This window comes from Tautonia sp. JC769 (genome assembly GCF_040717455.1).
Lineage (GTDB): Bacteria > Planctomycetota > Planctomycetia > Isosphaerales > Isosphaeraceae > Tautonia.
Genome location: NZ_JBFEFH010000001.1, coordinates 403,356 through 427,411, shown reverse-complemented (window position 1 = coordinate 427,411; position 24,056 = coordinate 403,356). Strand labels below are relative to the sequence as shown.

18 protein-coding genes are annotated in these 24,056 nt (G+C 69.3%); 13 read left to right on the top strand and 5 right to left on the bottom strand.

The window, feature by feature from the left end:
• Positions 1–52: 52 nt before the first annotated feature.
• From nadC to hrpB, 3 genes are all read left to right on the top strand, one after another.
• On the top strand, positions 53–970 hold the full coding sequence (nadC, locus tag AB1L88_RS01745; protein ID WP_367095047.1) for a carboxylating nicotinate-nucleotide diphosphorylase: 918 nt from the start codon (positions 53–55) through the stop codon (positions 968–970).
• 338 nt (positions 971–1,308) lie between these two features.
• Positions 1,309–2,052 (top strand): tetratricopeptide repeat protein, encoded by a 744-nt coding sequence (locus tag AB1L88_RS01740; RefSeq protein ID WP_367094899.1) that lies wholly within the window; start codon positions 1,309–1,311, stop codon positions 2,050–2,052.
• A 49-nt stretch (positions 2,053–2,101) separates the two neighbouring features.
• Positions 2,102–4,678, top strand: coding sequence for an ATP-dependent helicase HrpB (gene hrpB / locus AB1L88_RS01735; protein ID WP_367094898.1), 2,577 nt, complete (start codon positions 2,102–2,104; stop codon positions 4,676–4,678).
• Between the two features lie 7 nt (positions 4,679–4,685).
• Here the strand turns inward: hrpB and AB1L88_RS01730 are convergent, their stop codons facing one another.
• A complete protein-coding gene (locus AB1L88_RS01730; protein ID WP_367094897.1) occupies positions 4,686–5,666 on the bottom strand; it encodes a hypothetical protein in 981 nt (326 codons plus the stop codon).
• A gap of 56 nt (positions 5,667–5,722) precedes the next feature.
• On the bottom strand, positions 5,723–6,511 hold the full coding sequence (locus AB1L88_RS01725) for a PIG-L family deacetylase (protein WP_367094896.1): 789 nt from the start codon (positions 6,509–6,511) through the stop codon (positions 5,723–5,725).
• A 322-nt stretch (positions 6,512–6,833) separates the two neighbouring features.
• Between AB1L88_RS01725 and lexA the strand changes: the two genes are divergently transcribed.
• The 6 genes from lexA to AB1L88_RS01695 all read left to right on the top strand — a co-directional run bounded on the left by lexA (position 6,834) and on the right by AB1L88_RS01695 (position 13,901).
• Positions 6,834–7,454, top strand: coding sequence for a transcriptional repressor LexA (gene lexA / locus AB1L88_RS01720; protein WP_367094895.1), 621 nt, complete (start codon positions 6,834–6,836; stop codon positions 7,452–7,454).
• A gap of 169 nt (positions 7,455–7,623) precedes the next feature.
• On the top strand, positions 7,624–8,169 hold the full coding sequence (gene rnhA / locus AB1L88_RS01715) for a ribonuclease HI (RefSeq protein WP_367094894.1): 546 nt from the start codon (positions 7,624–7,626) through the stop codon (positions 8,167–8,169).
• Between the two features lie 151 nt (positions 8,170–8,320).
• Positions 8,321–9,148, top strand: a complete 828-nt coding sequence (locus AB1L88_RS01710) for an endonuclease/exonuclease/phosphatase family protein (RefSeq protein WP_367094893.1) — start codon at positions 8,321–8,323, stop codon at positions 9,146–9,148.
• 52 nt (positions 9,149–9,200) lie between these two features.
• Positions 9,201–12,098, top strand: coding sequence for a DUF1553 domain-containing protein (locus AB1L88_RS01705; RefSeq protein ID WP_367094892.1), 2,898 nt, complete (start codon positions 9,201–9,203; stop codon positions 12,096–12,098).
• A gap of 112 nt (positions 12,099–12,210) precedes the next feature.
• Entirely contained in the window at positions 12,211–13,110 is a 900-nt protein-coding gene (locus AB1L88_RS01700; protein ID WP_367094891.1) for an amidohydrolase family protein, read from the top strand.
• Positions 13,107–13,901, top strand: a complete 795-nt coding sequence (locus tag AB1L88_RS01695) for an amidohydrolase family protein (protein WP_367094890.1) — start codon at positions 13,107–13,109, stop codon at positions 13,899–13,901. The genes AB1L88_RS01700 and AB1L88_RS01695 overlap by 4 nt, the downstream gene beginning before the upstream one ends.
• Positions 13,902–13,927: 26 nt before the next feature.
• Here AB1L88_RS01695 and AB1L88_RS01690 read toward each other — a convergent pair whose 3' ends face one another.
• Positions 13,928–14,722, bottom strand: a complete 795-nt coding sequence (locus tag AB1L88_RS01690; protein ID WP_367094889.1) for a DUF2231 domain-containing protein — start codon at positions 14,720–14,722, stop codon at positions 13,928–13,930.
• Between the two features lie 266 nt (positions 14,723–14,988).
• Between AB1L88_RS01690 and AB1L88_RS01685 the strand changes: the two genes are divergently transcribed.
• Positions 14,989–16,485: a DUF1501 domain-containing protein gene (locus AB1L88_RS01685; protein WP_367094888.1), complete on the top strand. Its 1,497-nt coding sequence runs from the start codon at positions 14,989–14,991 to the stop codon at positions 16,483–16,485.
• Here the strand turns inward: AB1L88_RS01685 and AB1L88_RS01680 are convergent.
• Together AB1L88_RS01680 and AB1L88_RS01675 are read right to left on the bottom strand one after the other, a co-directional pair.
• Entirely contained in the window at positions 16,466–17,683 is a 1,218-nt protein-coding gene (locus AB1L88_RS01680) for a glycosyltransferase (RefSeq protein WP_367094887.1), read from the bottom strand. The genes AB1L88_RS01685 and AB1L88_RS01680 overlap by 20 nt on opposite strands.
• Positions 17,684–17,774: 91 nt before the next feature.
• A complete protein-coding gene (locus AB1L88_RS01675; RefSeq protein ID WP_367095046.1) occupies positions 17,775–18,890 on the bottom strand; it encodes a hypothetical protein in 1,116 nt (371 codons plus the stop codon).
• Positions 18,891–19,378: 488 nt separating this feature from the next.
• Here AB1L88_RS01675 and AB1L88_RS01670 point away from each other — a divergent pair, with 488 nt between their 5' ends.
• The 3 genes from AB1L88_RS01670 (at position 19,379) to AB1L88_RS01660 (ending at position 24,056) form a co-directional block, all read left to right on the top strand.
• The gene (locus AB1L88_RS01670) at positions 19,379–20,164 is read left to right on the top strand and encodes a protein-L-isoaspartate(D-aspartate) O-methyltransferase (protein WP_367094886.1); all 786 of its coding nucleotides are present in this window, start codon (positions 19,379–19,381) and stop codon (positions 20,162–20,164) included.
• A gap of 83 nt (positions 20,165–20,247) precedes the next feature.
• Positions 20,248–23,052, top strand: coding sequence for a hypothetical protein (locus tag AB1L88_RS01665; protein WP_367094885.1), 2,805 nt, complete (start codon positions 20,248–20,250; stop codon positions 23,050–23,052).
• 53 nt (positions 23,053–23,105) lie between these two features.
• Entirely contained in the window at positions 23,106–24,056 is a 951-nt protein-coding gene (locus AB1L88_RS01660) for a GDP-mannose 4,6-dehydratase (RefSeq protein WP_367094884.1), read from the top strand.

Here is a 24,056-nt window from a genome sequence, read left to right as displayed (position 1 = left end):
ATGCCCCGTCGCCCCGCGACGCGATTTCCTGACGAGTAAACCCTCCATGAGCATGAGCGTCCAGAACTCGCCCGGCGGCTTCGGCCCGGCGGAACTCGAGAATGCCGATGCCCTGATCGCGCTGGCCCTCGCGGAAGACCTGGGCCGGCGCGGCGACCTCACGGCCGAGGCCACGATCCCCGCCGACGCGACCGGCTCGGCGCGGTTCGTGGCCCGGCAGCCGGGCATCCTCGCCGGATTGCCGGTCGTGGCCCTGATTGCCGGGCACTTCGGCCTGGAGCAAGGCTTCGTCGCGGAGCGAGCCGACGGCGACCCGATCGCCCCGGGGACCCTCCTCGCCCGGGTCTCCGGACCGATGCGGGCCATCCTCTCGATGGAACGCACGGCCTTGAATTTCCTTCAACGGCTCTCCGGGGTCGCCTCGCAGACGCATCGCTTCGTGTCGGCGGTTGAAGGGACACGCGCGGCCATCCTGGATACCCGGAAGACGACCCCCGGTTGGCGACTCCTGGAGAAGTACGCCGTGCGGTGCGGGGGCGGGGTGAACCACCGGATCGGGCTCTTCGACGCGGTCCTGATCAAGGACAATCACCTCGCCTGGCTCGCCTCCTCGGGCGATCCGATCGGCCGATCGATCGCCTCGGCCCGGCGACTCGCCCCTCCCGGCACCGTGGTCGAGGTGGAGGTCGACACGCTCGGACAGCTCGATCGGGCCCTGTCCTGTCGGCCCGACATCGTCCTGCTCGACAATTTCGCCATCGCCGATCTGGCCGAAGCCGTCCGCAGGCGCGACGCCTCGGCGCCCGAGGTATTGCTCGAAGCCTCCGGGGGGATCGACCTGCGATCGGTCGCCGAGGTCGCGCGAACCGGGGTCGATCGGATCAGCGTCGGCGCCCTCACCCACTCGGCCCCGTCGCTCGACATCGGGCTGGATGAGGAAATTCCGAGCGATTCCGGCCGGCCGAATTGACAGCGATGAGCGGCGGACTAGGGTTCTGTCGCCGGGGACATTGGTTGCCCCCGACCCTGAAGCGGTTCGCCGCTCCGGGAATCGTCGGCTCTGGCCGGCGAGACGCATCGGTGGCGACACCTTTGGGGAGGGGTGTCGTCGCGCTTCGGTAAGGGGGTGGGGGAGGCGCACGGAGTGTGCCGAGGGGCCCCCACCCCCTTCGTCCTGTCCCGGGACTTGGACCGGGCGGGCCCGCTTGCTAGACTCAGTCACGATGGTTGAAGGGCCCGGCCCCGAAACTCGTGACGGAGCCCCTCGTGATCCCCCTCGCGTCTGCTGTCGATCGGATCGGTCGCCCGATGGCCCCGCCCCGGGTCCTGCTGATCACGATGGCCCTGATCGCCTCCTCGATCGGCCCGGGGTTCGCCCCTCGGCCCGATCAGGCCTCCCTGTCCATGAATGAGCCTGGCCGGCAGCCGCTGCTCGCGTTCTACTACGAGCAGTTCGACCGCGACGGCGATCTCGACGCATTCCAGGATCGTGTCGAGGCACGCTACTCCGAGGCGACCCTCCGGCGCCTGGTGTCGTCGCCCGATGTCCGGGCGCGTCGGGGGGCCGTCTCGGCGCTCGGCCTGATCGGCGGTTTCGACTCCAACCGCGTGCTCGGCCCGACCCTGGCCGACGAGGACCCGGTCGTCAGGCAACTGGCCGTGCAGGCGCTCTGGTCCGTCTGGTTCCGAGGCGGGACCGACGAGCAGAACGCGACCCTCCGCCTCGTCGTCGAGTTGAACAACCGCGGACTGACCCGGGAGGCCCGGCGCCAGGCGACCCGGTTGATCGACGAGGCCCCCGACTTCGCCGAGGCCTACAACCAGCGGGCCATCGCCTCGTTCGTGCTCGGGGAATTCGTCGAGAGCGCCGCCGACTGCAATCGCGCGCTCGAACTCAACCCCTATCACTTCGGGGCGCTCGGCGGACTCGGCCAGTGCTACTTGAGGCTCGGCCGCCCCGATCTGGCGCTGGAAACCTACCGACGGTCGCTCGCTATCCAGCCGCACGACGAGGGCCTGAAACGCCTGATCGAGGCGCTCGAAGCCGAGTGATCGGGCGGCCCCTTGCCTTGCCCATCGTCCCCACCGAACCCTCCCCTTGATGCGTCCCCTGCCGATCGACCCGCGACTCCCCGAGATTCTCGACGCGATCGGGCGGCATCGGTCGCTCGTGCTGGTCGCCGAGCCCGGCGCGGGCAAGACGACCCGGGTCCCCCCTGCCCTGCTCGACTCCGGCTTGCTGGATCCGGGCCATCCCAACCTGATGGTCCTGCAGCCGAGGCGGGTGGCCGCCCGGGCCTCGGCCGCCCGGATCGCCCAGGAACGGGGCGGTACGCTCGGCGACGAGGTGGGCTACCTCGTCCGATTCGATCGTCGGATCGGGCCCCGGACTCGCCTCCGGGTGGTGACCGAAGGGGTCCTGACCCGCCAGATGCTCGACGACCCGGGCCTCGAAGGCGTCGGCGCGGTCGTGCTCGACGAGTTCCACGAGCGGAGCCTCCATACGGACCTGGCCGTGGCCCTGCTCCGAGAGGTCCGCGACGCCCTCCGCGACGACCTGATCCTGGTCGTCATGTCGGCCACGCTCGACGCCGAGCCGGTCTCCCGATTCCTCGACGCCCCGATCCTGTCGGTCGAAGGACGGACGTTCCCGGTGACGATGGCCTATCGAGCGTCGGACGGCACCCCCCTGCCCGACCGCGTTTCGAAGACCGTCCTGGAGGTGCTCAATGATCCCGAAGACCCGGGCGACATCCTCGTCTTCCTTCCCGGAGCCGAGGAGATTCGCCGCACGACTCAGGCGCTCGCCCCGGCGGCCGATCGCCTCGGCATCGAGGTCTTGCCGCTCCACGGCGCCCTCTCGGCGGCCGAGCAGGATCGCGCCCTGGCCCCGAGCCCCCGTCGCAAGGTCGTCCTGGCGACGAACATCGCGGAGACCTCGCTGACGATCGAGGGGGTCCGGACGGTCATCGACGGCGGCCTGGCGCGCCAGGCCTCGCTCGATCCGGCTCGCGGGCTCGACCGCCTGGAGCTGACCCGGATCAGTCGAGCCTCGGCCGACCAGCGGGCCGGGCGGGCCGGGCGGACCGCCCCCGGCCGTTGCGTCCGGCTCTGGGCCGACCGCGAGACGAGGGGGATGCCCCCGTTCGCCCCCCCCGAGGTCCGCCGCGTCGATCTCTCCGCGGCGGTGCTGACGCTCCACGCCTGGGGAGCGACCGACCTCGGCGCCTTCTCCTGGTTCGAGGCCCCCGACCCCGACCGCCTCGCGGCGGCCGAGGCGTTGCTCGGGCAGCTCGGGGCGATCGACCCGGGGACGGGCCGGATCACGCCGCTCGGCGAGGCGATGCTCGCGATCCCGGTCCATCCCCGCCTGGCCCGACTGATCCTCGCCTCCGGAGAGCGAGGGGCGCTCGAACTCGGGGCGACCGCGGCGGCCTTGCTCTCGGAGAAAGATCTGCTCGTGCCGCGCCACGCCCCCGATCGAGGGGCCCGATCCCCCGAGGTCCACGCTCGATCCGATCTGCTCGTCCGGATCGATCTGCTGGCCGAGGCGGAGCGGAACGCCTTCGATCGGAGGCGGATCGACCCCCGGGTCGATCCGAGGGCCGCGCGAACGATCGCCCGAGTGCGAGACGACCTCATCCGCTCGGCTCGCCGGGTGGTCGGGCAGGACGCCGGCCGGGCGACGAGCGACCCCGAGTCCGCGGTGTTGCGATCGCTGCTGCTCGCCTATCCCGACCGGGTCGCCCGCCGCCGGGTCGCGGGCGACGCGAGGGGCCTGATGGTCGGCGGTCGGGGCCTCCGGCTTGACCCGGAGTCGGCCGTGAGGGAGGCCGAGCTGTTCCTGGCGCTCGACGCCCGGGACGACCGCCGGGGCTCCGGCCCGCTGGAGCTCCGGGTCCGGATCGCCAGCGCGATCGAGGCCGACTGGCTCCGGGAGGACTTCCCCGACGCCTCCCGACGCTCCGAGGTCGTCCGGTTCGATCCTTCCTCCGGCCGAGTCGTCGGCCTGGCGACCGTCAGCTACCACGACCTGATCCTCCGGGAAGCCCCGACCGGATCGATCGACCCCGATCGGGCAGCCGAGGCCCTGGCCGAGGCGCTCGCCCCGCGGGCCGAGGCCATCGTCCGCGCGGACGAGTCGGCGGCCCGATGGCTCGACCGCCTCGCCTTCCTCCGCCGAGCGATGCCCGAAGTCGATCTCCCGGAGATGGATGACGAGGCCCTTGCCGAGGTCCTCCACTTCGCCTGCCTGGGCAAACGCTCGGAGGAGGAGGTGCGCCGATCGGCGATCGTCCCGCTACTCCAGGGCCGTCTCACGGCGGATCAGCTCCGCCTGCTCGACACCGAGGCCCCCGACGCCTTGCCCGTGCCGAGCGGCAGCCGACACCGCCTCCACTACGAATCCGAAGGCCCCCCGGTCCTCGCCGTCCGCCTTCAGGAGCTGTTCGGGCTCGCCGAGACGCCGCGACTCGCTCGCGGCAGGGTGCCGGTGCTGCTCCACCTGCTCGGCCCGAATTACCGACCGGTCCAGGTCACCGACGATCTCCGGAGCTTCTGGACGACGACCTATCACCAGGTCCGTAAGGATCTCCGGAACCGATACCCCCGCCATTCCTGGCCCGACGACCCGTGGACCGCCGCCCCCGAGGCGAAGGGAGGACGCCGACGAGGCTGAGCCAGCCTCACGGGTCGAGGACGCGACCGGCCGAGAGCCCCCAGAACGCTCGGAGCCCGGCCGAGGCACGTTGATCCTGCAGCAGACGCAGCCCCCCCTGGGTGCCCAGGTCGCCGATGATCGGGGTCAGCGGGTCGCGATCCCTGACCTGCCGGATCGCCGCCCGAGCCTGGACCACCCGGAGCACGACCCGGTCCAGCTCCGTGATCGGCACGAGCCGATCGGCCGGCGCACGACCGCCGGGCTGCACGGCATCCACCAGCTCGACCACCGGGAGGCCCGCGATCAGAGGGCGCTGGCCCGAGCGCTCGAACAGCCGATCATCCGGAGGGCCATTCACCAGGACCGCCAGGGACAGGGCCGAGCCGTCGGGACCGGGGGCGGACTCGGCGGCCCATCGGGTTGCGTCTCCCACCTCGTCGATCGTCACGGTCATCTGCCGGCCGGAAGGGGCGAGGATCCGGGTCCGGAGCGATCCGCCCGCGGCCCGCTCGGCCTGCGGTTGGTCGCGGCGGTCGGCCTCGACGATCGATCGCAGGTCGAAGAGGAACGCCCCGCCCTGTTCGTCGAGCCGGGCCCTGTGGTCCTCGGGGGTCGCGGCGAGGAACACATCGAACGTCCCTTGATCGTCCACTTGCAGCATCCGCACCGCCACTCCGGCGGTCGAACCCAGCACGAGGCGACTGCCGACCGGGTCGTAGACCGTCACCGATCGGCCATCGGACCAGGCGATCGGCGTCTGGTCGAAGTCGTCGAAGACCACCAGCACGACCCCGTCGGGTTTCCGGAAGGCCCCTCGCATGGTGATCGCCCCGCTCGGCAACGCGAGGCCAACCCGGAACGCGACGCTCGACACCCCGGGATCGGTCGGGAGGATCACGGGCGATCGGCGCACGACCTCCTCGAAGTCGGCCCGATCGGTCGGGGTTGCCGGCTCCTGCGAGGCCCACAGCGTCATGACGCCGAGGAGAACCCACGCCCCCATCATCCCTCGAGCCCTCACGCCGCGAGCTGCAGGAGATCCCAAACCGAACGTCGGCGGAATCAGCCACCCGCCGAGGACGCCCCTCGGCCGTCCTGGCCGATCAACTCGAGGAGGAGATTCGACCGGGGGTACGGATGGCCGGTGTACTGGCGGAACCCCTCGGCATGGGCCACGCCGATCTCCTCCCCCCGGTGAGACGACCATTCCTCCTGAATGCTCATGTACTCATCAATGCCGTGCTGACGCATGAGCCAGTTTCGCTGGCTGGCGTGGCATTCGAGCATCCGGCGCTTCAGGTCCCAGGACTCGGTCACGTCGACCGAGAAGTGCGGGGGGACGGGGTTCCCGTCCCGATCCTTGCCCTCGAGGGGGTCGACCAGGTAGAGGTGGGGGATGCGGTCGAGCGCGGGGGCCGGCTCCCACTGGCGGGTCGCGTAGTTGGGGATCGGGGCGATGAAGCAGGCATCGCGAACCAGGAGGTGCGTCGCCTCGTGGTCGGCCAGGTAATCGGCCGGGGGGGCGGTGAGGATCAGGTCGGGCCGGACCTTCCGGAGGAACTCGACGACCCGCCGCCGGGAGAGGTCGTCGTTGAAGATGGAGAGGTCGCGGAATTCGAGGCAGTGATACGAGGCCCCGACGAGTTCGGCCGCCTCCTTCGCCTCCCGGCGCCGGATGGCGGCAATCGCCTCGGCATCATGCTCGACCGAGCCGCAATCGCCCGGCGTCATCGTCGCCAGGGTCAGATGACATCCCGCCTTCCCGAGCAGGGCAAGCGTGCCAGCGCACTGAAATTCGATGTCGTCCGGGTGGGCGTGGATCGCCAGGACGCGAACGTTTGGCTCGGCCATGATGAACATCCAACTCCGAGAAGGCCTGGAAGCCGAATCGAACCGTCGTGCTGCTATGATCCTGACTCATGTTCGGCGGCGACGCCAGGGGTTCTCGGGACCGCCGTGTCGAAAAAATCGGGAAAATGTTCTCGCGTGCGCTAGACGACCATTGTACACTTGCCATTCAAAGGGTCAGTTGGTGATCGTCCGTGTCGTGGTTGCTGCCCCACGCTTGCCGTGACTGCCGCGACTCACTCGCGGGCGCAACGCTAAGGACGGTCCGACCGGCCCCGGCGACCCAGGCAGGATGCGCCCCTTTTCGCGAGTGGAGGCATAAGCGATGGCCGATCTCGATTCTCTGACACCCCGTCAGCGCGAGATTTACGATTTTATCCGCAGCAAAATCCACGGCCGGGGCTACGGCCCGACCGTCCGGGAAATCGGCGAAGCCTTCGAGATCAAGAGCCCGAACGGGGTCATGTGCCACCTGAAGGCGCTCCAGAAGAAAGGCCTGATCTCCCGGGAACCGAACATGTCTCGGGCCATTCAGTTGCTCCAGGAATCGGCGACCGCCCCCCGGGCCGTCGGTGGCGGTGGTGTTCCCTTACTTGGTCGGATTGCCGCCGGTGCCCCGATCGAGGCCATCGAGCAGGCCGACGAGGTCGTCGACTTCGAAGACTGGGAAGGGACCGACGACAAGTTCGCCCTCCGCGTGACCGGCGAGTCGATGATCGAGGAGCACATCGCCGACGGCGACTACGTCATCATCAAGAAGGCCGAGACGGCCCGGGACGGCCAGATCGTCGCCGTCCGGGACGACGACGGCGAGGCGACCCTCAAGCGACTCTACAAGGAGAAAAACCGCGTCCGCCTCGAACCGGCCAACAGCAGCATGAAGCCGATCTACCGGACCAAGGTGGACATCCTCGGGGTCCTCGTCGGCGTGGTCCGCAAGTACTGACCCCGCCCGCCCTCCCGCTGCGCGGACCTCGACGCGGAGGCGTCGGGATTCGCCTGTCCGCGTCGTGGTCTCCTGGTTATGCTCGGGTCCCTGGCGTGCCTGAGCATGACCGCGCCCTGCTGCCCGGTCCGCTCGCGTCCTTCGTTCTGGTCCGGCGTTGAGGAAACGGATGGTCCCCTTCGCGATCTCCTCGGATGATCTGGTCACCACGTCGCTCGATCCCGATGCGGCCAGCCCCGAGGCCCCCGACGATCTCGTCGAGCTGTTCACCGATGGGGCCTGCAGCGGCAATCCCGGCCCCGGCGGCTGGGGGTTCCTGGTCCGTCATCCCGCCAGCGGGACCGTTCGGTGCGATTCGGGGGCCGAGCCCCGCACCACCAACAACCGGATGGAGTTGATGGGGGCCATCCGAGGGCTGGAGAGCCTGCAACGCCGATGCTCCGTGACCCTCGTGACCGACAGCCAGTACGTCGCCAAGGGCATCACCGAGTGGATGCCGAACTGGAAGCGCAACGGCTGGAAGCGCAAGGAACGGGGCCAGCTCAAGCCGGTCAGCAACGAGGACCTCTGGCGTCGGATCGATGAACTCGTGGCCGCCCACGAGGTCCGCGTCGAGCACGTGCGCGGGCACCGCGGGCACCCGGAGAACGAGGCCGTCGATCGGCTCGCGGTCGCAGCCATCAAGTCACTCACGGCCGCCGGTCGGCTCGATTGACGGGATGACTCCCCGCCTGGGCCGTGGTCCAGGCGCCGCCTGGGCCACGCTCCAGGCGCCGAACACTCCTCGAACCTTGACGGGGCCTCGGGAGTCCGGGATCATCGACCTTCTCCACTCGATTGCCCGGAGGCTCCTCGTGTTCGAATCAATGACTCGGTCCTGGTTTTGGGTCGCGACCGCCCTGGTTTTGGGGTCGTTCTGCGGGCCCCTCTCGGTCCAGGCCGAAGAACCGATCCGGCTTCGCGTGCTCAGCTACAACATGAATCACGGCGAGGGGATCGACGCCCGGATCGACCTCAACCGCATCACCGCGGCGATCGAGGCCGCGCAGCCCGACCTGATCGCGCTGCAGGAAGTCGATCGCGGCATGGCCCGGACCGGCCGGATCGACCAGGCGCGACTGCTCGCCGGCCGGCTGGGCATGGAGCATGCCTTCGGCGAGAACTTCGCGTTCCTCGGCGGCTCGTTCGGCAACGCGGTCCTGTCTCGCCGTCCGATCACCGATCATGAGAACCACCCGCTCCCCGCTCCCTCGGGGGGCGAGCCGCGCGGTGCCCTGAGCGCGACCGTCTCGTTGTCGGACGGCGGCCCAGCGATCCGGATCATCAGCACCCAGTTCGATCACCGGCAGGACGATCGCAACCGCCTCGCGTCCGCCGACTGGCTCGCGACCCTGGCCGAGAGCCCTGACGCCCTGCCGACGATCCTCGCGGGTGATTTGAACGCGAGCCCCGCGAGCCCGACCGTGCAGACGCTCGGCTCACGATGGACGCCGGCCAGCCTCAGGCCGCTGCCCACGGTCCCGGCCGATGCCCCTCGGGCCGCGTTCGACCACCTGTTCGTCGCTCCTGCCGATCGCTGGTCGATCGTCGAGGTCCGCGCGCTCGACGCCCCCGAGGCCTCGGATCACCGCCCCCTCCTGCTCGTGCTCGACTGGCTCCCGCCGCCCAGCCCCGAATCGCCGGCGACCCCGTGATGCGACGGCCCTCCTCCGATCGGCCGGCCCTTGACCGCAGAGGAACGATCCGATGCCCACAGCCGCCTCGTCGACCACCCGCTGGGGCTGGGCAGCCCTGCCGCTGATGCTGCTACTGATGATGACCTCGGTCTCCGCTGCCGAGGATCAGGCCACGCCGCCGATCGACTTCTCGCGAGACGTCGCGCCGATCTTCGAACAGCATTGCCTGGGCTGTCACACGCCCGAGAATCGCAAGGGCGGGATCGACCTGACCACGAGCGCGGATCTGATCGACCTCGCCTATCTCGTCCGGGACGACCCCGACGCGAGCGACCTGATCACCCTCGTCACCCCCGGGGCCGGGGGGGAACGCCCCCGGATGCCGATCAAGGGGGACCCGCTCGCCCCCGAGCAGGTCGACACCCTCCGCCGATGGATCGCCGGGGGGGCCGACTGGCCCGCGGAGGTCGTGCTCTCGCCCGATGCCGCCTCGACCTGGTGGTCGTTTCGCCCGATCCGTACGGTCGAACCGCCCGACTCGCCGACCATCCCCGGGGCCTGGCAAACCCACCCGATCGACCGGTTCCTCTCCGCCAAACTCGCTGAAGCGGGGCTATCCCCCTCTCCCCCGGCCGATCGGCGGACCTTGATCCGTCGCGCCACCTTCGATCTGCTCGGCCTGCCGCCGACCCCCGAGGAGGTCCGGGCCTTCGTCGAGGACGAGGCCCCCGACGCGTTCGAACGGCTGATCGATCGGCTCCTCGCGTCTCCCCACTACGGCGAGCGATGGGGCCGCCACTGGCTCGACGTCGTCCGCTTCGGCGAGAGCAACGGATACGAGCGCAATGTCTTGATCAATAACGTGTGGCCGTTCCGCGATGCCATCATCACTTCCTTCAATGAGGACGCGCCGTTCGACCGCCTGGCCCTCGGGCACCTCGCCGGCGACCTCATCGGGCCGGGCGACCCCGGCAGCGAGATCGGCACGGCGTTCCTCGTCTGCGGCCCGTATGACGATGTCGGCAATCAGGACCCGGTCCAGGCCGCCCAGATCCGGGCCAATGCCCTGGATGACATGATCCGGGCGACCGGCGAGTCGTTCCTCGGCCTGACGATCGGCTGCGCCCGCTGCCACGACCACAAGTTCGACCCCATCCTCCAGCGCGATTATTACGCCTTCTCCGCCGCGGTCGCCGGGGTCCACCACGGGGGAAGGGTCGTCGCCACGGAAGAGCAGCGACGGCTCGACGCCGAACGCCGCGCCCCCTTGATCGCCGAGCGCGACCGCCTCAATGCCGAGATCGCCACGCTCCGCGAGTCCATCCGGTCGCGGGCCGAAGGGGACGCCGCCGAGGTCGAGGCCACCTGGAGCCGACCCGCCGCCTCCCGGACCGGGACCGAGGAGCGATTCGGGCCGGTCGAGGCCCGCTTCGTCCGCCTCGTCATCGAGGGGCTCGACACCGACCCGGATCAATCGGTCGGCTGCCGCCTGGAAGAATTCGAGGTCTGGACGGCTGACGAGACGCCCCGCAACGTGGCCCTCGCCGCCAACGGTGGGCAGGCGGACGGCCCCAGTCGCGTCGCCGAGGATTTCGCCGACGCCTACAGCGCCGACCTGACCATCGACGGCCGCTTCGGCTCCCGATGGATCGCCGGCGGCACGACCCTGACGATCCGGCTGGCCGACCCCGAGACCATCGACCGGGTCTGGTTCAGCAGCGACAGGGCCGGGGCCGCCGCGGGCCTGGGCGAGGCGACCTTCGCCAGCGAGTATCGCATCGAAGTGTCCCCGGACGGCGATTCGTGGATCGAGGTCGCCGATTCACACGACCGGCTCCCGGTCAACGAGAGCCACCGCCAGAAGCGCCTCTTCGACCGCGAGGCCACCCCCGACGACCTTGCCCAACTGGCGACGCTGGCTCGCCAGCGGGACGGGGCGAACGCCGCGCTCGCGGCCATCGAGCCGCTGCCGAACTGGTGGATCGGCTCGTTCCGGCAGCCCGACGAGCCGGCCTATCTCCTGATCGGGGGCGATCCCCAGCGCCGGGGCGACCCGGTCCCCGCCGGCGGCCTGTCCGCGCTGTCGGGGCTCAATTCGAGCTTCTCGATGGCCCTCGACGCCCCCGAGGCCGATCGCCGGCTGGCCCTCGCCCGCTGGATCGTGGCCGAGGACAACCCGCTCACCCCCCGGGTGCTCGCCAACCGCCTCTGGCATTATCACTTCGGGACGGGCATCGTCGACACCCCGAGCGACTTCGGGGTGATGGGCGGTCGTCCGACCCACCCCGAGCTGCTCGACTGGCTGGCCCGCCGCCTCCTCGACGAAGGCTGGCGGCTGAAGCCGATGCACCGGCTGATCATGACCTCGCAGGCCTATCAGCAATCCTCGGCGTATCGCCCCGAGGCCGCTGCCCTCGATGGCGACTCCCGCCTGCTCTGGCGGTTCCCCGCCCGCCGGCTCTCCGGGGAGGAGATCCGCGATGCCACCCTCCAGATTGCCGGCGTGCTCGACCCCGCGATGGGTGGCCCCGGCTTCCGCCTGTACCGCTACATCCAGGACAATGTCGCCACGTACGTCCCGCTCGATGACCCCGGCCCCGAGACCTACCGCCGGGCCGTCTATCACCAGAACGCCCGGGCGATGCGGGTGGATGTGCTCACCGATTTCGACTGTCCCGACCCCGCCTCCGCCGCCCCGAGTCGCGACGCCACGACGACTCCGCTCCAGGCCCTCACGCTGCTCAACCACCGCTTCACGCTCGACATGGCCGCGGCGCTGGCAAGCCGCCTCCGCCGGGACGCGGGGGATGACCCGACTGCTCAGGTGGACCGGGCCTTCGCCCTCGCCTTCTCCCGAGAGCCGGGCGACGCCGAGCGATCCGCGTCTCTGGCATTGATCGGGCGCCACGGACTCGACGCGTTCTGCCGCGCCCTGATCAACACGAACGAATTGATCTACGTCGATTAATCCATATTCTCTTGTTCGCGCGTCTGCCTGCCCCCTCGGCTTCCCTCGCGGCGACCGGGCGAGAAGCCGGGGCCGCGGGACAGCCCGGGACGCGAACATTCAGGACGAGCCGATGCCGCCCGACGATCGCACGATCCCGCCGATCACCCGAAGGACGCTCTTGCAGTCCTCGGCCGCCGCAGTCGTCGGCGCCTCGCAGATCGCCGCCCCCCGGGCGGCTGCGGGCGACCCCTCGAAACATGCGAACATCGTGATCGACTGTCATGGACACCTCCACCACCACGGCCAGCCCGACTGGGAACGGCGGGATCGCGACCTGATCGAGGTCGCCGACCGGCTCGGGATCGACCGGCTCTGCTGCTCGATGCTGACCCCTCGGCGACCGGCGGACCCCGAGGGCTTCCGCCGGTGCAATGCCTGGGTGGCCGAGGCGATGAGCCGCCACCCCGATCGCGTGCTCGGATACTGTTACGTCAATCCGGGGCACCAGGCCGAGGCGCTCGACGAGATCCGACGCTGCGTCGAGGGCCGCGGCTTCATGGGGGTGAAGCTCTACAACGAACACCGATGCACCGACCCGGTCGTCTTCCCGATCGTCGAACTGGCCATCGAGCTTCGCGTCCCGATCCTGCACCACGCCGGCCACATGCACTTCGTACCCCCGGAGCAACCCCTGATCTCCGACGGGGGCCACCTTGCCGACCTGGCCCGGCGTTACCCCGAAGCAATGCTCATCTGCGCGCATGTTTGCGGCGGAGGCGACTGGGAATGGACGATCAAGGCCCTGCGTCACGCGCCGAACGTCATGCTCGACCTGAGCGGGAGCGTCATCGACGACGGCGTCGTCGAACTGGCCGCGGAGGTGCTCGGCGTTGATCGGCTCCTCTTCGGCTGCGACATGTCGATGACCGCCGGCATCGGCCGCATCCGGGCGGCCAGACTCGACGACGAGGCCAAGGCACGCATCCTCGGCACGAACATGCTAGCCCTCCTGAAACGGCGAGCATCATGATCATCGACGTCAACGCCTATCTCGGCCCCTTCGCCTTCCGCCACCTCCGCCATCGGACGGCCGGCGAGTTGCTCGGGCTGATGGATTCCCGGGGGATCGACCGCGCCGTCGTCTCCGGTGCCGCCGCGATCACCTACCGCAACCCCCAGCCCGCCAACGCCGAGCTCATCGCCGAGATCGGCCCCCACCCCGACCGCTTCATCCCGTTCGCGGTCATCAACCCTTCCTATGCCGGCTGGGCCGACGACCTGGAGGCGTGCCTCGACCTCGGCTTCCGGGGCCTTCGCCTCTACCCGAAATGGCATAATTATGATCTCATGTCGGAACCTTGCCTCGACCTGATCGACCGGGCGACCGATGATGGCATGATCATCTCGATCCCCATGCGCGTCGAGGACCCTCGCCAGCGGAGCTGGCTGGTCGACGTCCCCAACGTGCCCGTCTCCGAGCTGGCCGACGTCGTCGCGGCCCGCCCCCGGGCGCGATTCCACTTCGTCAATGGACGGGGGTTCGCCGGTTCGGTCCTCGGGCAGCCGGAGAACGGACTGCCCGAGAACTACCGGATCGAGATCTCGCTGCTCAACGTCCATTTGAACGACGAGGTCGAGACGCTGATCGCCAACCTCGGCCCCGATCGCCTGATGTTCGGCACCGGGATGCCCTTCCAGTACCCCGACCCGGCCCTGGCCAAGATCGAGGTCCTCGCCCCCGACGACGCCCTGAAGGCGCAGATCCTCCATCAGAACGCCGCCGAGTGGCTCGATGCTGCAGCCCCGCGTGGCGGTCGATAATTCCGGATCGCTCTCTTTTCGCACGATCAGAGCATCAACCGGACCTCGCCGTCCGATTGCTCCACGCGGTAGGTCCCGATCGGCGAGTGGGCGGGGCCTGCCTTGACCGCCCCGTCCGTCACCGAGAATTGCGAGCCGTGCCAGGGGCATGTCACGGTCCCGCAGGTCATCAGGCCCCCGGCGAGCGATCCCCCCTTGTGCGGGCAGCGGTCGTCGAAGACGGCATAGCCCGACTCGGCCCTGGCCAGCACCAGGCGCTTGCCATCGGGGAGCCGGATCAGCTTCATCTGATCGACCTCCAGCTCGTCGGACTTCGCCACCGTCACCGCCTGGCCCGGCTTCGGGTCGACGCTGATCTCGGCCCACTTGCCCGCGTTCGCGTAGCGGTGATCCACGCCGATCTGGTTCCGGAACGAGAGCGTCCCGCCCAGCCAGCCGCCCCACATCACGAGCCCGACGGCGGCCGTCTCCAGCCCCACCGCCGCCCAACCCGGCTCCCAGGTGCTCCCATCGCGGAAGAACCACGCAGATCCCAGGACCGCCAATGCAGCCACATTGATCACACCGTGGTTCGTGGCCCGCTTCTTGGCCGAGCTGCGCGGGGGCACCGTGTACAGGTAATCGATGAAGCCGAAGAGTCCGGCCAGCGGCCCGGTGATCAACGCCCCGATGTTGAGGAACCCCCCGGTCGTCCACCAGGCCGTCCCGCCCCCGAGCAGGCCGGCCAGGTCGAACGCGAACGCCCCGACGATGAAGGCGATCGGGAACGGGATCAGCATGGGATGGATCGGGTGCGTCTTGAAGTTGGCTCGGCTGCGCATCGGGTGTCCCTCGGCTCCCGGGGAGTCGGCCTCGATGACCGAGGGCTCCTCCCCGTCGATTGACGAGTCGCCGGGCGTCCGACCGTGTCGACGGCCGCAGACGCCGGGCCTCTCCCCGATGAAGACAGCAACTCACTTGCCAAGCGTGAGCACCGGAGCATCCCTCGTGCGGTCCGCGTCCAGAACGGTTATGATCGACGCCACCACGATCGATCGACGCGAAGGGACCGAGATCGCCCCTCGATCCGAAAGAAGGAGTCGCCGCCATGCCCCTCCCCAGCGACGACGCGAGCGCCCGCTCGCTGCTCGGCCGCGTCCTCTCGCGTCGCGGGTTCCTCGGAAACTCGTTCAGCGGCCTGGCCGGGATCGGGCTGGCCGGGTTGCTGGCCCAGGATCTCCCGGCCCGCCCCTCGGCCCGGTCGAACGACGCCGACGCTCCCCCGTCCTGGGTCCCCGGCCAGGGGATGACCCATTTCCCGGCCAGGGCGAAGCGCGTTCTTCAGGTCTTCTGCCCGGGGGGCGTCTCCCACCTCGACCTCTGGGAACACAAGCCCGAGCTGGACCGCCGCCACGGCACCCCGCTCCCCGGCGAGGAAGACTTCCTCTCCTTCCAGGGCAAGAACGGCAACCTGATGCGCAGCCCCTGGCCGTTCGTCCCCCGGGGAGAGGACGGCAAGATGATCTCGTCGATGTTGCCGCACCTGGGCAAACACGTCGACGACATCGCCTTCGTCCACTCGATGACCTCGAAGACGAACACCCACGGCCCCGGTTGCGTCTTCATGAACACCGGGCACGACACCGAGGGGTTCCCCGCCACCGGGGCCTGGCTCAGCTACGCGCTCGGCCGGGAGAACGAGGATCTGCCTGCATACGTCGCCCTGCCCGACGTCCGCGGCGAGCCGCCCAACGGCAAGGCGAACTGGTCGAACGGCTTCCTCCCGGCCCGGCATCAGGCCATCGTCCTGGCCGATCACCAGCCGATCCGCAACCTCGAACGCCCCGAATCCATCTCCGCCGAGGCCGAGGCCGACACGCTCGATTTCCTCGACACGCTCAACGCCCGCCACGCCGACGCCCGCCCCGGCGACGAGGAACTGCGCGCCCGGATCGCCGCCTACGAACTGGCCGGCCGGATGCAGGTCTCGGCCCCCGAAGTCACCGACCTCGGCTCCGAACCGACCTCGATCCACCGCCTCTACGGCACCGACGACCCGAACCCGCTCAAGGCCGCCTACGCCCGCAACTGCCTGCTCGCCCGCCGCATGCTCGAACGCGGCGTCCGATGCGTCAACCTCTACTGCGCCAGCCGCGCCTCGGGGGTCGATGGACTCTTGAACTGGGACGCCCACCGGACCCTCAAGCCCGACTACGAACGCCACGTCCCCGTCTTCGACCAGCCGACCGCCGCCTTGATCTCCGACCTGAAGGCCCGAGGGCTGCTCGACGAGACCCTCGTCCTCTGGACGACCGAGTTCGGCCGCATGCCCACCCATCAACAGGGCACGACCGGCCGCGACCACAACCCCGACGGCTTCACCTGCTGGATGATGGGCCCCGGCGTCCGGGGCGGCTCCAGCCACGGCGCGACCGACCCCTTCGGCCGCCGCGCCGAGGTCGATCCGGTCACCGTCTGGGACTTCTACGCCACCGTCCTCCACCTGCTCGGCTTCGACCACACGAGGCTCACCTACTACCACAACGGCCTCGACCGCCGCCTGACCGACGTCCACGGCCAGGTGCTCACCTCGATCCTGTCCTGACCGCCCCGGCCTCGCGGACGAATCGTTCCCAACGCGGTCCCAGGACTTCCCTCGACCAACGCCGGGCCTCGGCCAACGCCCGGCGCCGCTGGGCCTCGAACGCCTCCCGATCATCCCAGAGCCGAATCACCGCCTCAACCCAGGGAGCGACCTCCGAGGCATCCGGCAAGGTCCTTGCCGATGCGGTCAAGCGTCCCGGCAACGGCAGGACGACCCCGGCCGCTCCCAGCGTCTCCGGCAAGGCCCCGCGATCGGAAGCGACCACGGGAATGCCGTTGATCATCGCCTCGACGGCGGCCAGGCCCTGGGTCTCCGCCACGGTCGAGGGCATCAGGCAGATCCGAGCGACCCGCCAGAAGCGCCTCGGGTCGGGCGTGTTCGCCATCAGCGAGACCGTCCCGAGCCGCCGCAGGTCGAGCCCGCACGCGGCCAGGTCGGCCTCGGTCCCGCGCGCCTCGACGACCAGCAAGGGGATGTCCGGCCGACGCCGACCCAGCTCGTCGGCGATCCGGGCAAAGGCATACACCCCCTTCTCGACCGACGGGTTCACGAACGTGACATACCTCGGCTCGGGCCGCTCGACCCGCACCCGCTCCCAATCGACCAGGTTCGGCAGGACCTCGATCTCCCGACCGAGCACCCCCCGATAATGCTCCGCCGCGAACCGGGAGGGGGCGATCGGCCGATCGGCATGGCCGAACACCTCGGGCCGATCGTACCGGAGATTGTGCAGCGCGAAGACGGTGGCGCTCCCCCGGGCCTTGGCCCTCGCCAACAGTTCGGGCCCGAGCCGTCCCCCGCCGTAGGTCACCATCACGTCCGGCCTGAACCGATCGGCGACCGTTTCAAAGAGGCGGAGGAACTCCCGCCGCTCCTCCTCCCCGGGCGCATGCAGCCGCGTCGAAGGGCTCCGATGCATCGTCACCGGCACCCCCCGGTCTTCCAGCCGGAAATGCCACGGCTCCCCCGCCCGGCCCCCCCTCGCGTCGATCGACCAGCTCCCCCCTCCCCTCGTCCCGAACGCGATTCCCCGCCTCATGAGCCAATGCGCCGGATCAACCTCGCGGTCCTGGTCGAGCACTGCCCCACAGAGCACCTCGTCCCGGAACCCCCGCTGCGCCAATGCCCCCATCGTGCCCCTGCTCGCGACCGCCGCGCCGCTGGCGTCGTCGAGGTAGCATGCGTGGGTTACATGCATGAGACGGAGGGGCATTGGATTCGATTGGAGGAATCAGCAAATCTCGAGAAACCACCCAGAGAGGAACGAGATGGTAATGCAGGAGGTCACCTTATCGCTTCTGCTCCAAATCAGCCTCCCAGACCATGAGCGGTTCTCGGAGCCTGAGGCCAGTGTCCGGGTCACGATCGTCACCCGGATCAATGCCCCCGGAGACGACGCGCAATCGTCCTTCGGGAAGGAAAGTCAGCGCTCGTGTCGACATTCCCGGCCCCTGAACCGTCAGGATCGTTTGTCCCGTCCTCACTGACCAAACGTGGACCAGGCCCGAGTCATCGCCTGAAGCGACGTGCCGCCCGTCGGGGCTGAACTCCATCATCAGGGGCAGGGGTCTGGCCAAGCCGTCAAATGTTCGGACACCATCGAGAGTCTCGAAATCATGCAGAACCAATGTTCCGCTTCGGCCCGCAGTCACGAATCGCGAGCCGTCTGGACTGAGGGCAACACAGGCTGCTGCCCCAATCCGATGAACGCGAGGTCGCCTGGATTTCAAATCATAGATAAGAAGATCGCTCATTCCTCGCGGGGCTCCACGGGCAATGACTACGGCCTTCGCCGCGTCTCTGCTGAAGGAAACACGGCGAAGTAACGAAATCCCTCCCCATTTCTGAGAGCCACTCGGGGCGGTCATCTCGAAGATGGTCTGAGCATCTTCCAGACGCGAGAATCGACATCCATATTCTTCGTCGATGATGCTTACGACCTCTCGGCCGACCGCGACCCCCGCTCGCATCGGCCTGATGGACTGGGAAAGGTGAAGAATCTCATGCCGGGATTGCACATCCCAAACCATAACTGACCCATCCTCAGCGACACTCGTCACCCCGAGCCCCCGATCAACCTCCCTCCATCGGGCAATCCCTCCCGCGGCGATTCTTCTCCCCTCCGGCCCGAATGCAACAGCCATGATCGGTGCCTTGAAACCCGAAAACGTCCGCAATCCAAGTCCGCTCTCCGCGTCCCAAAGCCACACCAAGGCTTCTTGTGTTTGAGTCGAGTCTTCTCCAACGGCCGCGATGAAGGTACCGTCCGGGCTGATCGCCACGTCATACCACCTCCGCCGTCCGATCGCACCTTCCGACAGTTTGCGAGGGGGCGCGATTGGAAGCGCTACCTTGTTGCGAAACCCCTCACCTTGAATCTGGGCGGAACAGAATGGACTCCCCATGGAAGAGAATCCAAGCCCACCCATCATCCTGATCGCGTTTCGACGAGTCATTGCTGCCCTCGGTTCAGCCACTTGTAATCCGAGCGTGGATGGTCCTTGATAAGCAAAACGCCTACCGTCCGCCCGAGGGCGTCTCGATCCGACCGAGGAATCCACCTTGACGACCACCGATCACTCATGCAATTGGAACACTCTGCCAGGCCCGCCAGACCGCGACAAGCATCAAGACGCGACCGCGTCTGATTTTCCCGAATCATTGATGTTTCGATCCCTCGGTTCCCATGACCCGGGCCACCATGCCTTCCCTCGTCCCGGCGTCACTCAACGTCGGGGGAACGGTCCCCAACGACCGCTTCACGGATGTTCCCAAACCGGGTAGAGTGATCCATATTCCGGCCTCGGGGCCACGGTTGGCCGGCACGCAACGCCCCCGTTTCGCCTCCCTTCAATCAGCCCTCGGCGACGGCCACCGCTTGCGGAGAACGTCCATGCGATTGCATTTGCCCTCGATCCCACTGGCGATCCTGCTCGGCCTGTTGTTCTGCCCTCTCGGCCCGTCTCTGGCCGACGAGCCGGAGCCTCGTGAGGACCCCTTCGCCCCGGCGCGGGCCCGGATGGTCGAGCGGCATCTGGACGGGCGAGGGATCAAGGATGAGCGCGTGCTCGACGCCTTCCGCACCGTCCCCCGGCACGAGTTCGTGCCCGAGGCGTATCAACGGCTCGCGTATGAAGACGAGTCGATCCCGATCGGCGAGGGCCAGACCATCACCGCCTCGTTCGACGTGGCCTTCATGACCGACGTCCTGAAGCCGGAACCGACCGACGTCGTCTACGAGGTCGGCACCGGGTCGGGCTACCAGGCGGCGATCCTCGGGCAGCTCGTGGCCGAGGTCTACTCGGTCGAGATCCACGAACCGCTGGCGACGCAGGCGGCGAAGGTCATCGAGGAACTCGGATACGACAACATCCACACCCGCCACGGCGACGGCTACCTCGGCTGGCCCGAGGCGGCCCCGTTCGACAAGATCATCGTCACCTGCGCCCCAGAGTCGATCCCGCCGCCGTTGGTCGAGCAACTCAAGGAGGGGGGACGCATCGTCATCCCGATCGGCTCCCGGTTCGACCAGAAGGTCTACGTCTTCGACAAGGTCGACGGCAAGCTGGTGGGAGACGCGATCCGACCCACCCTCTTCGTGCCGATGACCGGTCGAGCCCAGCGCGAGGCCGCCGAACGGCGCTCCCGGGGCGAAGACCCGGAGCCGAACGTCCCGTGAGCCGATCCATGAATCCCGCCCGAGAGCACATTCTCATTCGACGATTCCAGGTAGTTGTCCGGCTCCTCCTAGTCGCGTGCGCGATGCTCGCCCCACGGGTGTCGCCCGCCCAGGATGCGGAGGGCCTGATCGTCCGACCCGGCCCCCCTCCCCTCATCGATTTCGAGGAGGACACCGACGGCGACGGCACCCCCGACGGGTGGTACAACCTCCGGGACGCGACCCTGGTCCCCGAAGGGGGGATCGTCGGCCCGACCTTGCTCCGATTCGAGGCCGATGAGCCCTCCCGGCCGTCCCGGATCAGCCGGGGTTTCGGCGTCGACGGGCGGCAGACGGACGCATTGATCGTCGGCGTCTGGGTCCGTCGCGTCGGCGACCGGATCCTGCCGGGCGAGCGGGTCGGCGAGGAGCCGGCCCTCCTGATCGACCTGCTCGACGAGAACCTCCGATCGACCTCCCGAGGGTTCCTCGGTCCCTGGGACGACCTCCCCGAGGGCCGCTGGGTCCGCTGGGTGACCCGCGTCCCCGTCCCCAGCGCCACGCGAGACGCCATCATGACCGTCGGCCTGCTCGGGGGCACGGGGACCCTCGAGATCGACGGCCTGACCATCGCCCAGGAACCGGTCGGGGGCGAGTCGACGACGAACCTGATCGTCAATCCCGGCTTCGAACTGGGCGGCCTGACGCCGGATCACTGGGTGATCGAGGGCAACGCCCGCCGGGTCCACCCGGGCGACCGCTCCGAGTCGGCCATCGAGCTCTCGACGACCGGCGACCTGGCCCTGGCGCCGATCGGCCTGCCGGTCCGAGGGCTCGACCGCCTGGCCATCTCCTTGAAAGCACGAGGCAACGGGCTTCGCGGCTCCGGGGGGGCCCAGGCCGTGGTCTTCTTCCTCGGCGACGACGGCCGCCCCCTGCCCGGCGCGGCCTCGGGTGCCCGGGCCGTCCGGTGGTCCGGCTCGTTCCCCTGGCGGGTCGATCGCTCGGTCGTCCCGGTCCCCGCCGCCGCCGTCCGCGCGGTCCTGCAACTGGCCAAGGTCGACCGCCAGGGCACCCTCCTGGTCGATGAGGTCGAGGTCATCGGCGAGGGCGGCCTGCTGGGGGCCCGCACCTGGACCCCGTTTCAGGTCGAGGGCGCGGGGGACTCATGGCCCCCCTATGCCGCGGCGGAGGCGATCGAGCCAGGCTCCGCGCTCGACTTCTCCAACATACTTGAGGCTCCCGCCGGCTCCCACGGATTCGTCACCGCCGATCGGGGTCACCTGCGGTTCGAGGACGGCACCCCGGCCCGATTCTTCGGCGTCTCGCTCCTGCCCCCCTTACCCTTCACCTCCCCCGACCAGATCGAGGCGCTGGCCGATCGCCTGGCCCGGTCGGGCGTGAATCTGGTCAATCTCTGCGACCTCGACGCCCCCTTCGGCCCCGGCGGTAGCCTGATCGACGACGCCGCCAACGAAACCCAATCGCTCGACCCGCTCGCCCTGGCCGACTTCGATCGCTCCATCGCCGCGTTCAAGGAACGCGGGATCTACGTGGCGATCACCCTGCAAAGCCAGGCCCGGTTCCGGTCTGGCGACCCCGTCTCCCAGGGCCGAGCCCTCCCCCCCGGCGGCGGCCCCGCGGCGGCCTTCGACCCGGACCTTAGGGATCGCACGCGACGCCTGGCCGAGGCGCTGCTGACCCGCATCAACCCCGAGACCGGGCTGGCGCTGCGAGACGACCCGGTCCTCGCCTGGGTCACGATCGCCGGGGAGTTGTCGCTGTTCAACCTGATCGAGGACCCGGACGCCCTGCCCCCGACCCAGTCGGAGGCGCTCCGCGAACGGTCCCGGGCCGATCGACGCGCGGGCCGGCCGTTCTGGCAGGCGACCGAGGCGGCCCAGTGGTCGAGCCTGGCCGGCGATCTCCGGGCGATGGGCCTTCGGGTGCCCATCGCCGGGGCCTCCCACTTCCGCCGCGAGCCCGAATTCGCCGCGGCCCAGCGGGCCGAGGGCCTCGACCTGATCGAGGACCGCCTGTTCTGGCAACCCCCTCGGTTCGCCGCCCCCGAGCTGCGCTCGATGATCCGGCGCCCGACCGACGAGCTCACCCCTCAGGCGACCGCCAAGCTCGATCGCGACCGGCCCTACGTGGTCGGTCAATATGCCTCGTACACCGAAGGTGCCTGGGCCCTCCCGTTCGAGGGCCCCGACCTGCTCCTGGCCAGCGGCCTCGCCCGGGCCGGGGGGTGGGATGCATTGGTTCGCCGGGCGGTCGGCCGGCTCCCGGACCCCTGGGGATCGGCCGCGTCCGGCACCGGAGGGGGGCAGGATGTCTTCGTCCTGCCCGCCATCGTCAACGGCAACCCCCAGGTCTTCGCCCTGTTTCCCCACGCCGCGGCCCTCTTGCTCCGGGGGACGACCGGGGCAGACGCCTCGGCGCTCCCCGGCAACTGGGACCGCCGCATCGGTCGGTTCACGATCGAGTCCGCCCACACGATCGGGGTGGCCGGCGTGCTCCAGGGGGCTGCCGCGTCGCGCGACGGGCTCTCGATCCGGTCGGAGGAGCCGGTCGGGGCCGTCGTGGCCTCGACCGTTTCCGGCGAGGCGATCGCCGAGGCCGATCGATTCCTGATCACGGCGGTGGCTCGGGTGCAACCCACGGATCTGACCTGGGTCGACTCCTGGAGGCGAGAGGTCGCGAACCCCGGTCGGCCCCCGCTGCGGGTGGAGCCGATGCGGGCCTCGATCACCTGGTCCCGAGGCGACTCGGCGACGGTCTACGCCCTCGACCACTCGGGGCGCCGTGTGGCGGAAATCCAGGGTTCCGCGGCCGGGAACGGCCGGCGATTTGTGCTCGATCGCCGCGACGGGTATCTTCATTGGGAGCTCGTCGTCGGCTCGCCCTGAGTGGGGCACGACGGCCAAGCTTAAGTGAGCAATCATGTAGGATCATGACGCTGATGTCCCGAATGCTCGTCACCGGCGCGGCCGGATTCATCGGCTCGCATCTAGTCGACCGCATGCTCGACGAGGGAGTCGAGGTCGTTGGGGTCGACAACTTCGATTCGTTCTATGCCCCCCGGATCAAGCGACGGAACCTCGAGCGTGCCCGGTCGCACCCCGGCTTCCGCCTGGTCGAGCTGGACCTCTGCGATTTCGACGCCGCCACCCGGCTCGTCCTGGAGACGCGGCCGGCGGCGATCGTCCACCTCGCGGCCCGAGCCGGGGTCCGGCCGAGCATCGAGCATCCGCTGCGATACACGGAGGTGAACGTCTCGGCCACGACCACGCTCCTCGACGCCGCCCGGCGGCTCGACCCCATGCCCCGGTTCGTCTTCGCGTCCAGCTCCAGCGTCTACGGCGACCGCCCCGATGCCCCCTTCCGAGAGGACGACCGGGTGGACCATCCCATCAGCCCCTACGCGGCCACCAAGAAGGCCTGCGAGCTGATCGCCCACACCTTCCACCACCTCTACGGCCTGCCCGTGACCGGGCTCCGCTTCTTCACGGCCTATGGCCCTCGGAACCGGCCGGATCTGGCCATCGCCAAGTTCGCCAACCTGATCGAACAGGGCCGGCCGATCCCGATGTTCGGCGACGGCACGACCCGGCGCGACTATACCTACGTCGGGGACATCGTCGATGGGGTCGTCCGGGCCGCGGAACGATGCAAGGGCTACCACATCTACAATCTCGGCCATTCCGAGCCGATCGAGCTGCGGGAGATGATCGCCGTCCTCGGCCGGGCACTCGGCAAGGAGCCGGTCATCGACCGGCAACCCGAGCAACCGGGGGACGTCCGCCAGACCTTCGCCGACATCTCCCGCGCCCGTGGCGAACTCGGCTACGACCCCTCGACCCCGTTCGAGGTCGGGCTCGACCGCTTCGTCTCCTGGTTCCGTTCTCGTTGA